At 56.2% G+C, this 14,650-nt stretch carries 13 protein-coding genes; all 13 read right to left on the bottom strand.

All coding sequences use genetic code 11. The annotated features are described in order from the left end of the window. Positions 1 to 4: 4 nt before the first annotated feature. Positions 5 to 757: a Fe-S cluster assembly ATPase SufC gene (sufC, locus tag HMPREF9241_RS03760; protein ID WP_006680947.1), complete on the bottom strand. Its 753-nt coding sequence runs from the start codon at positions 755 to 757 to the stop codon at positions 5 to 7. Positions 758 to 814: 57 nt separating this feature from the next. Beyond that, positions 815 to 1,993, bottom strand: coding sequence for a Fe-S cluster assembly protein SufD (gene sufD, locus HMPREF9241_RS03755; RefSeq protein WP_006680946.1), 1,179 nt, complete (start codon positions 1,991 to 1,993; stop codon positions 815 to 817). A gap of 1 nt (position 1,994) precedes the next feature. Further along, positions 1,995 to 3,443 (bottom strand): Fe-S cluster assembly protein SufB, encoded by a 1,449-nt coding sequence (gene sufB, locus HMPREF9241_RS03750; protein WP_006680945.1) that lies wholly within the window; start codon positions 3,441 to 3,443, stop codon positions 1,995 to 1,997. Between the two features lie 38 nt (positions 3,444 to 3,481). Further along, a complete protein-coding gene (locus HMPREF9241_RS03745) occupies positions 3,482 to 4,192 on the bottom strand; it encodes a helix-turn-helix transcriptional regulator (protein WP_243440772.1) in 711 nt (236 codons plus the stop codon). A 93-nt stretch (positions 4,193 to 4,285) separates the two neighbouring features. After that, positions 4,286 to 4,936: an NUDIX domain-containing protein gene (locus HMPREF9241_RS03740; RefSeq protein WP_006680943.1), complete on the bottom strand. Its 651-nt coding sequence runs from the start codon at positions 4,934 to 4,936 to the stop codon at positions 4,286 to 4,288. Beyond that, positions 4,933 to 6,654: a CTP synthase gene (locus HMPREF9241_RS03735; RefSeq protein ID WP_006680942.1), complete on the bottom strand. Its 1,722-nt coding sequence runs from the start codon at positions 6,652 to 6,654 to the stop codon at positions 4,933 to 4,935. The genes HMPREF9241_RS03740 and HMPREF9241_RS03735 overlap by 4 nt, the downstream gene beginning before the upstream one ends. A gap of 147 nt (positions 6,655 to 6,801) precedes the next feature. Beyond that, a complete protein-coding gene (locus HMPREF9241_RS03730; RefSeq protein WP_006680941.1) occupies positions 6,802 to 7,728 on the bottom strand; it encodes a copper transporter in 927 nt (308 codons plus the stop codon). Between the two features lie 11 nt (positions 7,729 to 7,739). Next, positions 7,740 to 8,918: a putative cytokinetic ring protein SteA gene (steA, locus tag HMPREF9241_RS03725; protein WP_006680940.1), complete on the bottom strand. Its 1,179-nt coding sequence runs from the start codon at positions 8,916 to 8,918 to the stop codon at positions 7,740 to 7,742. Then, positions 8,915 to 10,585 (bottom strand): DNA repair protein RecN, encoded by a 1,671-nt coding sequence (recN, locus tag HMPREF9241_RS03720; RefSeq protein ID WP_006680939.1) that lies wholly within the window; start codon positions 10,583 to 10,585, stop codon positions 8,915 to 8,917. Before recN ends, steA begins: the two co-directional genes overlap by 4 nt. Beyond that, positions 10,582 to 11,430 (bottom strand): NAD kinase, encoded by an 849-nt coding sequence (locus HMPREF9241_RS03715; protein WP_006680938.1) that lies wholly within the window; start codon positions 11,428 to 11,430, stop codon positions 10,582 to 10,584. The genes recN and HMPREF9241_RS03715 overlap by 4 nt, the downstream gene beginning before the upstream one ends. Further along, positions 11,427 to 12,260 carry a TlyA family RNA methyltransferase gene (locus tag HMPREF9241_RS03710; protein ID WP_006680937.1) on the bottom strand — a complete coding sequence of 278 codons (834 nt, stop codon included), beginning with the start codon at positions 12,258 to 12,260 and terminating at the stop codon, positions 11,427 to 11,429. The genes HMPREF9241_RS03715 and HMPREF9241_RS03710 overlap by 4 nt, the downstream gene beginning before the upstream one ends. Continuing rightward, complete coding sequence (locus HMPREF9241_RS03705) at positions 12,257 to 12,466, bottom strand: hypothetical protein (protein WP_006680936.1); 210 nt, start codon at positions 12,464 to 12,466, stop codon at positions 12,257 to 12,259. The genes HMPREF9241_RS03710 and HMPREF9241_RS03705 overlap by 4 nt, the downstream gene beginning before the upstream one ends. After that, the coding region (locus HMPREF9241_RS03700) for an HAD-IIA family hydrolase (protein WP_006680935.1) at positions 12,466 to 14,650 on the bottom strand (2,185 nt) is incomplete at its 5' end. The genes HMPREF9241_RS03705 and HMPREF9241_RS03700, both read right to left, overlap by 1 nt.

The following is a 14,650-nucleotide window of genomic DNA, read 5'->3' as shown; positions in this document are numbered from 1 at the left end:
TTGATCAGAGACCCAGGTACTTGTCGTAGCCTTCTTCTTCAAGCTGGTCAGCAAGCTCGGGGCCTCCTTCGGCGGCAACATGGCCGTTCACGAAGACGTGAACGTGGCTCGGCTTGATGTAGCGAAGAATGCGCGTGTAGTGAGTGATCAGCATGACGCCACAGCCGGTGGTGTCATGGACACGGTTCACACCCTCAGACACGATGCGCAGAGCATCGACGTCCAGACCGGAGTCAGTTTCATCCAGGACTGCGAAGGTCGGCTGCAGGAGTTCCATCTGGAGGATCTCAAGACGCTTCTTCTCACCACCGGAGAAACCGACGTTGACGTCACGCTCAGCGAAGTCTTCGTCCATACGCAGGTGCTCCATAGAGGACTTCACGTCCTTGACCCACTGGCGGATCTGCGGTGCTTCACCGTTGATAGCGGTCTTAGCGGTACGCAGGAAGTTGGAAACGGAAACGCCCGCAACCTCAACCGGGTACTGCATGGCCAGGAACAGACCGGCCTTGGCGCGCTCGTCAACGCTCATCTCAGTAATGAGCTTGTCGTCGAGCCATGCTTCGCCCTGGGTGATGGTGTATTCGGGATGGCCGGCGAGTGCATAGGCAAGCGTGGACTTGCCCGAACCGTTCGGCCCCATAATGGCGTGGATTTCACCGGACTTGATGGTCAGATTCACGCCCTTCAAGATCTCCTTGGGGCCGTCAGCGGTTTCAACCGTGACATGCAGATCTTTGATCGTCAAAGTCGACATTGTTTCTCCTTGTCGGCGCGAGGCCGCAATAGTTGGTGCGCCACATGGCGCGCAGGGTCAGTTCGTTCGGGACTTGGCGAGTTCGGCCTCGACGGCCTCCATGAGGTGGTCAACCACCTCGGGCACACCAATCTGATTAATGAGCTCGGCGAAGAAACCACGGACAACAAGACGACGTGCCTCGTGTTCGCTGATTCCTCGGCTCATCAGGTAGAAGAGCTGTTCGTCATCGAAACGGCCGGTTGCGGATGCGTGTCCAGCTCCGCGGATTTCACCGTTTTCAATTTCGAGGTTCGGAACAGAGTCGGCCTTGGCGCCCTCGGTGAGGACCAGGTTGCGGTTCAGTTCGTAGGTGTCGGTGTCGTCGGCTGCTTCCCGGATCAGGCAGTCGCCAATCCACACCGAGTGTGCGCCGTTGCCCTGCAGAGCACCCTTGTAGGTGACTCGCGAGTAGCAGTTCGGCTGGGAGTGGTCAACGAACACGCGGTGCTCGAGGTGCTGACCGCCGTCAACGAAGTACAGGCCCAGCATGTTGAGTTCGCCACCGGGGCCTCGGAAATCAGTATCGGAAGAGATACGGACCAGGTCGCCACCGAAAGTAACAACGATGTGCGTCAGGGAAGCATCCTTGCCCAGTGCCAGTCGGTGGTTTGAGGCGTGCAGTGTGGTGTCATCCCATTCTTGGATTGAAACGAAGGTGACCTTCGAGCCGTCCCCTGCGTTCACTTCGATGGTCTGATTGACAGCTGCTTCTTCAGAGCCACGGTGGTTCAGGATGATCGTCGCTTCGGCAAGTTCGCCGACCTCAACGAAGATGTGCTGGGCGCGAGTTCCTTCAACAGCGTCAACGTTCAGACGGATCGGTTCGCTGACCTGCATCTGGGCAGGAACAGAAACAATTGTCGACTCACCATACTGATTCCATGCGACAACCGCTGTGCGATCACCGGGAGCAAGAACAGTACCCAAGCGAGAATCGGAGCGATCAGCCTGTTCAACTGTCACGCATTCAGGAGCCTCAACGGTGACCGGGGCATCACCCTGGTCATAGTTTTCAACCTCAAAAAGACGTTCGATGCGACGCATCGGGGTGAAACGCCAGTCTTCTTCGCGACCGTGCGGGGTCGGGATTGCATCGAGATCGAAGGAAACCGGGCGGTCTGCGCGGCTGGCGTGGCCGCCCTTTTCGACGCCGCCGTGAGAGTGCGCTTTATTCATCACTTCTTGTGTCGTCATATCAGCCGACGGATCCTTCCATCTGCAGTTCGATCAGGCGGTTGAGTTCGAGCGCGTACTCCATCGGGAGTTCCTTCGCGATCGGCTCAACGAAGCCACGAACGATCATTGCCATTGCTTCGTTCTCATCAAGGCCACGGCTCATCAGGTAGAAGAGCTGGTCTGCCGACACCTTCGAAACGGTTGCTTCGTGACCCATTTCGACGTCATCGGTTCGGACGTCAACATAGGGGTAGGTATCGGTACGTGAAACCTTGTCGACAAGAAGCGCGTCGCACAGGACGTTGGACTTCGAGTGCCGTGCGCGGGCGTTGATCTGAACCAGACCGCGGTACGAGGTACGGCCACCGCCACGAGACACGGACTTCGACACGATCGAAGAAGAGGTGTGCGGTGCCATGTGGACCATCTTGGCGCCAGTGTCCTGGTGCTGACCGGGGCCTGCAAAACCGATGGACAATGTCTCTCCACGGGCATGCTCGCCCATGAGGAAGCAGGCGGGGTACTTCATGGTAATCGCGGCACCCATGTTGCCATCGACCCACTCCATAGTTCCGCCTTCTTCGACGATGGCGCGCTGGGTCACGAGGTTCAGAACGTTGGTCGACCAGTTCTGGATCGTCGTGTAGCGAACGCGTGCACCCTTCTTGACGAAGATTTCGATAACACCTGAGTGCAGTGAGTTCTCGTCATAAATCGGCGCGGTGCACCCTTCGACGTAGTGAACGTAGGAGCCCTCATCAGCGATGATCAGCGTACGTTCGAACTGGCCAAGAGCCTCAGTGTTAATGCGGAAGTAGGCCTGAAGCGGGATGTCGACGTGAACGCCTGGTGGCACGTAGACGAAGGAACCACCCGACCAAGCGGCGGTGTTCAGTGCGGAGAACTTATTGTCACCGGAGGGAACAGCTTTGCCGAAGTACTCCTGGAAGATTTCTGGATACTCACGGAGACCCGTGTCGGTATCGAGGAAGATGACACCCTGGCGTTCAAGATCTTCCTGAATCTGCTGGTAGACAACCTCAGACTCGTACTGGGCAGCGACGCCGGAGACCAGGCGATTCTTTTCAGCGTCCGGAATACCCAGACGATCGTAGGTATTGCGAATTTCCTCGGGAAGGTCTTCCCACGCATTCACCTGACGGTCGGTGGGGCTGACGTAGTACTTGAACGTATCGAAGTCGATATCCGAAAGATCCGGGCCCCATGTGGGCATCGGCTTGCGATCGAAGATTTCAAGTGCCTTCAGACGACGTTCACGCATCCACTCCGGCTCATTCTTATGATCCGAGATCGAACGAACAACGTCCGCATTAATGCCGTATTCAGCATTCTTTGAGTACTCGTCGCTATCGCGCCATCCATACTCATACGCGCCAATTGAGTCGATGATTTCATCATCACTCATGTGACGGTCATCGAGGTCAGTGACCTGCGGTGACTGGGTCATAGTGGTGTCAACCTTCCATTCTTAATTTCAAGCACGCTCTACTTACGCCGAGTGGCTCGTGAAGCCGAACGAAGCACGGGTGCGCCCACGGGAATGTGAGTCGTACAGACGTGACCACCGCCGGCAAGAGTTGCAAGCCTCTGAATGTGAACATCAAGAAGTCGACTAAACGCTTGGGTTTCTGCCTCGCAGAGCTGCGGGTAGTCACCGGCAACTTCCTGAATAGGACAGTGCCCTTGGCATAGCTGAATAGCAAAATTGCCATTACCGATGTCTCGAACCGTCGCAGCATAACCGTCTTGAGTCAGTGCATCGGCAAGAGCCTGAGCACGGACCTTCGGGTCTGAGCCAGCTTCGCGCACGATAGGCGCATAGCGACGCTCAATTTCACGCGAACGAGAGGCCGCGAAAGAATCAATCGCTTCCCCACCGCCAACCTGTCCAAGGTAACCGAGGGCTTTGACAGCTAGCTCGGAATATCCGTCAGGCAACTTCGTGTGCGCGTTCGGTGTTGCGACATAGTGACGAGCCGGGCGTCCACGACCGCGCTTTTGCAACTGCGCCGGTTCCATCTCCATGATTTCTTTCGAATCCAACAAGATGGTGATGTGCCTGCGCACGGCTGCGGTAGTCAGCTTAAGAATTCGAGCGATGACGGTTGCAGTCACGGGTCCTTTTTCGACGATCAAATCGAGGACTTGCTCGCGAGTTCGCGCATCGAGCTGTTCGCCCACAAGGCCTCCGATCATCTGTTCACATGGGAATCTATGTCAGAGTCTACGTCCTTTTACGCACAATATGCTTATCGAAATTCAGACGTGTCAAAAACGCCACACGTTTCCTTAGCGCATCCAGGGTGAATCCGCAGGTCGGAGGTTCTTCCAACCACGTGCTCGCGCATTCCAGGTTGCAAGAATTCCAGTTACCGCAGATGGGTTGTGCAACTTGCCAGCAAAGATCATGTCCACAGCGTCATCAAGCTTCACCCAGGAACTCACCATGAGTGCCTCTTCGTCCAGACGTTCGAACTCCTGATCAAGCTCGACCAGATCACGCGCGAGGAAGATACGAAGCGATTCAACAGATCCTCCCGGCGATGTGAAGTAGTCGACCAGAACATCCCATTGATTGGCTTGAAGATCAACTTCTTCAGCCAGTTCTCGCTGGGCGGCACAGACATAGTCTTCCCCTTCGATATCGAGCAATCCCGCGGGAATTTCCCATAGGTTTGCTCGCACCGGATGACGATACTGACGTTCAAGAAGTACCTCTTCGTTGCCAGCTTCGCCCCGCAACGCCACGACAGCGACCGCACCTGGGTGCGTGGTGTACTGGCGAAGGACAGGTTCAGCGTCTTCAATCAGACGAACTTCATCCTCTTCAAGCCCGATGACCCGACCATCCCACAGATGACGGTGTTCAATGACCTCGAATTGAGCTGGAGTGTCGCCTTCGGCCTTCGCCTGAGAGGCCGCAACTTCACGCAAGGTCATTTCGCCGATTCCTCAACGACATGAGTGTCTTGGTTCGACGAGTAGCGTCCCTTGTGGCGTTCCAGGGCAGCGTGGACGAGGCTCGCGAACAGTGGATGCGGGTTCGTCGGACGCGACTTGAACTCCGGGTGAGCCTGGGTCGCCACGTAGTACGGGTGCACGGAACGATCAAGCTCAACGAACTCAACCAGATCACCCGAGGGCGAAGTACCGGAAATATGCAGGCCCGCCGCTTCAAGGCGATCGCGATAGGCGTTGTTGACCTCGTAGCGGTGACGGTGACGTTCGGTCACCTCGGTCGTTCCATACGCCTGAGCAACAATGGAACCTTCGGTGAGTTTTGCAGGGTAAGAGCCAAGGCGCATCGTGCCGCCAAGATCACCTTCGCCGGAAACGATGTCCATCTGGTCGGCCATCGTGGCAACAACCGGATCGGAAGTCTCGGGATCCATCTCCGTCGAAGAAGCGCCAGCCAGACCCAGCATGTTACGCGATGCTTCAATCACCATGCACTGCAAGCCAAGGCAGAGGCCCAGAGTAGGAACGCCGTGTTCACGTGCCCAGCGCAGGGCACCAAGCTTGCCTTCGATGCCTCGTACACCGAAACCGCCGGGGACACAGATCGCATCTACACCGGCAAGTTCACGACTGGCACCTTCGGGCGTCTCGCAACCATCGGACGCGACCCAGCGGATGTCAACGCGAGCATTGTTTGCAAAGCCACCGTGCTTGATGGCTTCCTGAACCGACAGATACGCATCGTGCAGATCAATGTACTTGCCAACCAGGGCAACCTCAACGCGGTACTTCGGGGAATGAACCCGCTCGAGCAAGCCATTCCACTCCGTCCAATCAACATCGCGGAACTGCAATCCAAGACGTTGAACCAAGTAGGCATCAAGTCCCTCACGGTGAAGCGTCGGCGGAACCTCGTAAATCGACGACACATCCTTGCACTCGATGACGGCATCGCGGTCAACGTCGCACATCAGCGCGACCTTGCCCTTAATCCCCTCAGGAAGCGGACGATCCGTGCGCAACACAAGAGCATCGGGAGCAATACCGATCGAACGAAGAGCAGCAACAGAGTGCTGCGTCGGCTTCGTCTTCAGTTCGCCGGCAGCCGGCAGGAACGGAATCAGCGAAACGTGAACAAAGGCAACGTTCTCGCGACCAAGATCGGCGCGCACTTGACGTGCAGCTTCGAGGAACGGCTGAGATTCAATATCACCGACGGTGCCACCAATTTCCGTGATGATCACGTCAGGAGTGTTGCCTTCGGCATCAGGACGAGCCTGGGAACGCATCACGCGTTTAATTTCATCAGTAATATGCGGGATAACCTGGACGGTATCACCAAGGTATTCACCACGACGCTCCTTCGCGATCACCGTCGAGTAGACCTGACCGGTTGTCGCGTTTGCGTCACCCGAAAGAGCAACATCAAGGAAACGCTCGTAGTGACCAATATCGAGGTCGGTCTCAGCACCATCTTCCGTCACGAAAACTTCACCGTGCTGGAAGGGGTTCATTGTGCCCGGATCGACGTTAATGTACGGATCAAGCTTCTGCATCACAACAGAAAGACCACGAGAACGAAGAAGACGACCAAGACTTGAAGCGGTCAACCCTTTACCCAGTGAACTGACGACACCGCCAGTAACAAAAATCTGCTTGGTTACCATTTGATCTGCGCCCATAGCGCGCGTTGAAGACATCACCATGGGACTCCAGCATAACAAAACGGTGCGTATCACCTCGACTCAGAAGGCCAAGATGATACGCACCGCACAGTTGGAAACGCCACGTGGTGGAAGCGCTAGTGGCTCGCTGTCACGAACGTTGAGGCGAAACGATAGCTCCTATCACGGAAGCTCAGGTATAACCGCAGTGGCGCCATTTTGAACGCCGTATGCGCGAGCAGTTGCGGACGCATCCTTCAGGGAGATGACGGCTGAGATTGCCGACAGCGTCGTGCCAGGCGAATCGATTGACGTGACCTGGGCACCCTGAGTGCGCAGAACCTGTCCCATGGACGAATCCGTCGAAGCATCGGCGACGATAACCGCAGACTTCGGAACAGAAGTAACCGCCTGAGCAAGACCCAACCACGCCTGAGGAGCACGTTCCACAACGCCAGACTGGGAAGAATCTGCAGAGTTCTGAGCTAAAACAGTTGCCGAAGCACGCGGGCCGACGACAACGATGGCTTCTGTTGCTCCGGCCGGATCCGTGGCGATCGACATAATCGGAGTGGAATCGTCAGTCAAAATCTCCTTCACGAGGTCCGTTTCAGAACCCGTAGTCGTCAAGACTGCAACGATGCCGAAGCTGATGATTGCTTCGCCCGATGCAGATGAGGGCAGATTAGACATATGGCTCGAAAGGGGGCTTGAAAGGGTCTCACGGTACTGAGACATTCCAGCGTTATCAAAGTTGTCCGTCAGCGAGACATGGCCGATTACCTCGGCGCCAGCGGCGGACAGGCGATCGCTGACCGTAGTAATGTCTTCAGCCGTAGCTCCGGGCAGACCAATTGTTGTTACCTTCATGCCGGACAGAGTGCCATCAAGCTTGTTCGATGCAATCGCATCAAGACCTGCTGCTTCAGCGCTTGCCAAAGCTTGAGCCTGAGCAAGAGCCTGGGCATCGGCAACGGAAGATGCTGCATTCTTATCTGCAAGAGCCCCAGAGATTCGGGACTGCAACGGACCAGAACCGAGGATGACACCGATCGAAAGCGCCACGAACACTGCGATCAGCGATACCAGGTGGTAACGGAAATTCATCATTTTGTATCTCCTCAGTTGAGGTTCGTCAAAGAGTCAGGGGACAATGGGGTGGACGGGCTCGCAAGCGAAATAATCGATGAGAACAAATCATTGCCCCACGGCGTCGCCCAGAGAGCAACACCGATTCCACCAATCATCACCAACGCCAGTAGCACGATCCAGAAACCTGAGAGTCGTGGGCGGTGGCTGGCGGCAACTGCTCGAGCCTGAACGAGTTCATCCCCGGCAACGAGTCGAGTAAAGAATGAGGGCGACATCGCGGAGCGACCACGGTCAACGAAATCGTCAAGATCGTGGTGACCACCGACGAGAACGATCGACGAGGCGCCCGAATGCTTAGCTACCAGCAGGGCAACGTCTTCGGACGAACCCGACATTTCGACAACGTCGGCGTGCAGACCCATGCGGTTGAGTCGTTCGCTTCCTTGAGCGATACCGTCGTGACCGCGTCGAAGAATCCTACGGCCTGCTCCACGAAGAACCTTATCGCTGATCTGATCCATGTCACCGACAACGATCTGAGGTTTAAACCCGGCAGAACGCGCCAGATCACTACCTCCGTCAACACCGATGATGATCGGAGACGCATCGCCGATCCAACGCTTCAGGTTCTTCAGCTGTTGTTTGGTCTGGGAATCGTCAAGGACGACAACAACGGGCTTTCCTTCGAGGTCTTTCTTAAAGGTCGGAACGCCAACACCTCGTAGGACGCCTCCATCACGATCAAGGAATTCTTCGATCGAGGCTGCGAATGAACCGATCTGCGTTGAAATGAGCTGTCGGCTTTCGACTTCGTCGTTTTCCAAATCGCGCAGGGAAAGCAGACGACCTGTCGATACGACTTCATCGTCGCGAAGAACACGACCATCTTCGATTGTGATGGTGTCACCTTCACGCAGGGACATCACGTCGGGGCCAAGATCATCGATGACGATGATTCCTGCTTCGAGAAGTACACGAGGTCCGCGCACCTGTTGGCGACCTGACGACGAAGGCGCGGCATTAAGGACGGCCTTCGGTTCACGCGACACGAGAGCGTGCGCGCTTTGACGATCAAGGTCAACCTGATCGATTACTGCAATGTCACCGGGTTCCATGCGAGCAGTAATGTTTCGAACACGACTGTCAACGCGTACGATACCCGTGATTTGTGTCGCGCCTGAAGCGGACTGGATTTTTTCGCTACTCATCCCTGTGATTGTGGCACGGCTGAAGTCAGGACTTCGATAGCGTGTCGGCGCGCCGCCGGAGAGTGAGCATCTCCACCCATCATCCGCGTTAATTCAGCCTCTCTGGCTTCACCTTCCACCACGTGCACGTCGGTGAGACCGTCATTCTTCGTCACCACTAGGTGGTGCGAGGCGAAGACAGCGACCTGCGGGAGGTGAGTGACGACAATAACCTGCCGGTTTTGCGCCAGGCGTTTCAAACGGGCACCCACTTCAGTCGCCGTTTGCCCGCCAATTCCCGCATCAACTTCGTCGAAAATGAAGGTCTTCGTGGTGCTCTTTTCACCCAAGACGACTTCGAGTCCCAGCATGATGCGGGACAGCTCGCCACCGGAGGCTCCTTGCCCAAGTGGGCGTGGTGTGGCCGACGAGTGCGGTTGAAGCAGGATAGTGACGTCGTCGAGGCCATGCGACGTAGGTTTTGTCTTTTCAACGATACAAATAAGCTTCGCGTCTGCCATGGCAAGCGCGTGCAGCTCCCCCGTTACTTTTTCCGCCAGCTCACAACCGCATCGGACGCGGGAATCGTGAAGCCGTGAACCGACTTCGAGGACACGCGCTTGAGCTTCCTTCAGTTTCTTTTCGGCGACCTCAGGATTATTTCCACTGGTCACAAGCTCTTCAAGACGCCTACGTGCGCGTTGCGCCCATTCAATGAGGCCAGTCGCATCATCGGCCCGGCCTTCAAGAAGTTTCTTCAGATCAGCGCGTCGCGAATGAACCCATGCAAGACGACTGGGGTCAGCGTCGAGGCTACGAGCGTAGGCTCCCAGGTCATCCCCCAGAGTCTCAACATCGATTGCGATCGATTCTGCCTGTCGTTCAAGAGACGCGAGCGACTCGTCGAGACTGCGCGCGCAAGAAATCTGGTCGCGACTGTGTCGAAGAAGGCTCGAGGCTCCATCTGTATCGTCAGTTCCTCGGATGAAAGCCGTTGCAGTATCAATAAACCGACGGAGGTCTTCCACGCTCATCAGGCGACGCGCTTCAAGTCGTAGCTCTTCGTCCTCACCTTCATGAGGGTCGAAAGCATCAATCGCTTCAAGAGCTGCGCTTAGCGATTCTGTTTCTCGGATACGCTCATCTGCGTTCTTCGTAATGTCGTCGAAAGAACGCTTGGCGTTCACCGCTTCTTTCCAAGCTTTCTCGTATTCGGCCAGCAGATCCTGGTGCGCTTGGTCGCCGTAGGAATCTACGAGGTCACGTTGCGCGTTCGGGTTTTTTAAACGCATTTGTTCGGCCTGCCCGTGCACTGTGATCAGAGGGGCAACCGTCTGGGCAAGCCCCGATGCTGGAACCATTCGCCCACCGACGTGTGCGCGCGAGCGCCCCTGGGCTAGAACGGTACGCGAAACAATCAGCTCCGAATCTTCAACGTCAATTCCCTCTTCGACCAGAGGAGCTATGTGTTGCTCATCCAGAATGAAGACACCATCGACTTGCGCGCGAGATCGTCCTTCGCGCACTAAGGCTGGCTCTGCCCGCGAGCCCAATAGAAGATTGACCGATGTGAGCACCATCGTTTTACCGGCACCCGTCTCGCCGGTAAGGACCGTGAGCCCCTCACCGAAGTCAAGAGTGGCGCGGTCAATCACACCGATCCCGGAGATTTCAATCGTTGAAATCATTTCCCGACCGACCTGTTACGTCCGTTCCTCCAACCGCGGGTCGGAAGATTAAATTTCTGAACCAGACGAGTCGAGAATGGAGTGTCATCAAGACGGACAAGTCTCACCGGCCACTGACCAACCGTTGTGGTCACGCTCGAGCCCGGAGGCAAACTGTTCCGTCGTTTGCCATCGCACCATAGTTCTGGCGAGGTCCAGTTTTCACTGAGCACGCCCACTTCAAGCTTGGAAGATGGACCCACGACAAGCGGCCTCGTAAACAATCCATGAGCCGCCAACGGCGCCATCACGATCGCCTCCATATCGGGCCATACAACTGGTCCACCGGCAGAGAAACTATATGCGGTTGAGCCTGTTGGCGTCGCCAAAACAATGCCATCAGCGCCATACGTTGAAACGTCCTGTCCGTCGACTGCCAGCGCAAGATGCACCGGATGGGCAACATCCGTGTGGATAACGACCGCTTCGTTCAACGCCCAGTCAGTAATGACTGTCCCATCGGGTTGGCGAACAACAACGTCCAACGTCATGCGGGTTTCCAGATGGAAATCTTCGTTCGCGATGCGTTGTGCCAGTTCGTCGAAGCCCTGATCGGTTGCCTCAGCGAGAAAGCCCATGTGGCCGAGGTTCACTCCGAGAAGGGGTACATCGCAACGGCGAGCATATTCAGCTGCCGCAAGGATCGTTCCATCGCCACCGAGGGCAAGAAGAAGATCGGCAGAATTTGGGCGTGCTTCTTCGACGACCTCTACGCCAAGAGAGTCGAGCTCGCTCATCATGACCGATGCTGCTGTCTGCGCGTCAGGACGATGCTTATGCCAGACAAGCATGACGCGACGAATCATTGAAGTCCCTTCGAATCTGCGGGGCCAGCGATCACTGCCTCTTTGATACGTGAGCGTAACTCATCAGCATCAATTCCGCCTGAGCCAGATGCGGACATATGGATAAAGTACTCAACGTTCCCAGAAGGCCCCGGAAGAGGCGAAGCTGCGACTGCGCGGACTGTCAGACCGTTGTCGATGGCGCAGAGCGCAACATTTTCGACGGTTTCCACGTGATGGTTCGGGTTGCGAACAACGCCACCGTGGCCGAGACGTTCTTTGCCGATCTCAAACTGCGGCTTCACCATCAGCAGGAAATCAGCGTCATCGGTTGCAACTGCAACGAGAGCCGGGATAACAAGCGTCAGTGAAATAAAGGACATATCGCCAACAACGATCTGTGGCTTCGGATCCAGATCGCCGTCTTTCATCGTGCGTACGTTGGTACGATCCATCACGACAACACGAGGATCTGACTGGAGCTTCCAAGCAAGCTGACCGTAACCAACGTCAACGGCAAACACCTGGCGGGCTCCCCTGCGCAACAACACGTCAGTGAATCCACCGGTTGAAGCGCCGGCGTCCATACACACTGTGTCCGCAATCGTGGGAGCAGTATCGCCCAGAATATCTAGGGCACCGGCCAGTTTATGCGCACCACGAGAGACGTATTCAATCTCTAGTGCCTCGCTGATCACGATCGCCTGTGCAGGATCCATTTGACGTGCGGGCTTCAGAACAATTTCTCCGTCGAGCTTCACACGCTGGTCAGCGATCATTTCTTGGGCGTGGGTACGAGATCGAGCCAATCCCCTGCGCACAAGCTCCGAATCAATTCGACGCAGTTTCACAAGAACTCCGGACCGGATAGACGCGTGCGTAGAACAACGTCGCGTTCTTTCAAACGAACGATCTCGCGTTCAAGTTCTTCGATGCTCACCGTTTCAGACTGGGCATTCTGTCCTGAATTCGTAGCCTGGTGAGCATCATCATTGCGAAGGCTCCGGTTCTGGGGCGGCATCACGCCCGCCCCAGAACCGTCACTGAGATTAGTCATCACTCGCCTTGAGTTTCGCCCGCTTCGTCATCGTCTTCAGTTTCGGCAAGAAGACGTTCGAGTTCTTCTTCGCCGGGAAGGAACGCAGGAGTTTCCAATGCTTCATCGAGTTCATCTGCTTGAACTGCAAGCAGTTCGTCAGAGGAGGTGAAGCCCTCGTCGCTTTCTGCGTCTTCTAAGATTTCAATCGGCGCAACAACGATTCCGGACTCATCGTCGTTCGGAACGACTGTGAGCTTGGGGCAACGCGGGGTCTCTCCGGCGTTTTCGTCAGAGTAATCCCAGCCTGCTGCCGCCATTGCACGGTAGGTGTCGAGCGTAATCGTGTAGATCTCATCCGCGGCCAGTTCAACATCGTCGACGAAAATTCCACCGTGACGTGCTATGCGGACAACCTGAGAGACGCCACAGGTCCAGGAGTTATCCAGGTGGTGCTTAGCGCGCGGATGAGTTTCCTGAAGGCCTCGGATATCGAGGGCAAGGAAGCTGGGGCGCTGGCCGCGAGGAGCCGTCACAATGGCTTGTGCGTCATGAATACCGGTAAGAACATGCATTGCCGGCATGCCTGCGCGAATAGCACCCAGGATGTCGGTTTCAAGGCGGTCGCCAACAGCGATCGGCTTCTCTCCGCCAACCAGCGCAGCAGCACGCTGGTAAATACCCGGTTCCGGCTTGCCCGCTGCAAACGCACGCTTGCCCGTTGCATGTTCAATGGCGGCGACAAGAGAGCCGTTGCCAAGAGCAAAGCCACGTTCCTGTGGAAGAGTTGTGTCAAGGTTCGTTGCGAAGAAGCGCGCACCGCGTTGAATGGCAAATGCGCCTTCCGACATGAGCACCCAGTTCACGTCCTTGTCGAGGCCCTGAACAACGGCAACCGGCTCATCATCAGCGGAATCAACAAGCTCATATCCCGCTTCAGTCAGTGCAACGCGAAGACCGTCGCCACCGATAGCAAAGACCTTCGAACCGTCTTCGATACGTTCCTTCATCAAAGCAATAACATCCATGGCGGAGGTCATCACCATCGACGGATCTGCTTCAAAGTCCATCGTGTTCAGCTTGTCGGCAACCTGGCGAGGGCTACGCATCGCGTTATTCGTAACGAACACGGTCTTCATGCCGGCTTCGCGTGCTTCTTTCACTGCGTCAGCTGCATGTTCGATCGGCTCATCACCATTCCATGCGGTGCCATCGAGATCAAAGAGGGCAACATCGAATTCTTCAACCAGCGGTCTTGACATTGCACGAAGCTGAGTGCGCTTATTGTCAACGTCAGCATCCGCATAGAGCGAAATATCAACGATATCGGGGTCTTCAATTTCTTCAGGAAGTTGGGATTCGAGTTCGTCGGCTTCATCATCGCGTCCAAGTTCACGCAGACGATCAATCTTGACCTCGTTCAAGCGACGCAGGAGGAAGGGATCCGTGTCTGCGGGCAGTACAGCCAACGCATCATCGACGATGAGCAGACCAACTTCGCTCTGGCCAAGATCGGCGCGAGCGCCGGAAGAAACCAGAATCAGTTCGACTTGCTCAGACAGTTCCATGCCTTTGGTTTCAGTCTGGTCGATGATTTCGACAGCCTTTTCAGGGCGTCCCAGGCCACGTTCACAATCGGCTTCGACTGCACGAAGCGAGTTGTCACCGCGCATACGACGGACGGCGCGGACCTCACGGAGCGCCTCGTCATAGCGACCGGATGCGTATGCGGTCAAGGCACTTGCTTCGCGGACAACGTCGACGCGACCGGCACGCGCAGATGCTGCTGAAGCATGCTTGTAGGCAAGTTCCGGATCAAGGTCAATCAGTTGTCCGGCCATCACGAGGTGGCGGGCAACGATGTCCTTATTCGGGCCGGAAAGTGTAGTAAGTGCGCGCAGTGCTGCGGCATCAAGTTCCTGGGCGGACACACCTGCGGGAATCGTGGGCTCATTCGGATTGGGCGAGACGTACTCGTCAGTGGAAGCGTAGTTTTGGTACTGCTCTTGGTTATGGCTGGGAGGCATGCGATCACCGCGCTGGCGATCGCCACCGCGACGCTCATTGTTACGGTCAAAACCGCCCGAACGGCGGTCATTGTTACGGTCGAAACCACGACCTCGGTTGTCATCACGACGACCATAACCGCCGTCACGCCGATCGTTATCACGTCGTGCGTATCCGCCTTCACGGCGATCGTTGTTA

Origin of the sequence: Schaalia turicensis ACS-279-V-Col4, assembly GCF_000296505.1 — a bacterium.
GTDB lineage: Bacteria > Actinomycetota > Actinomycetes > Actinomycetales > Actinomycetaceae > Pauljensenia > Pauljensenia turicensis_A.
The sequence above is the reverse complement of the archived record's forward strand: the minus strand, read 5'-3'. Positions and strand labels throughout refer to the sequence as shown.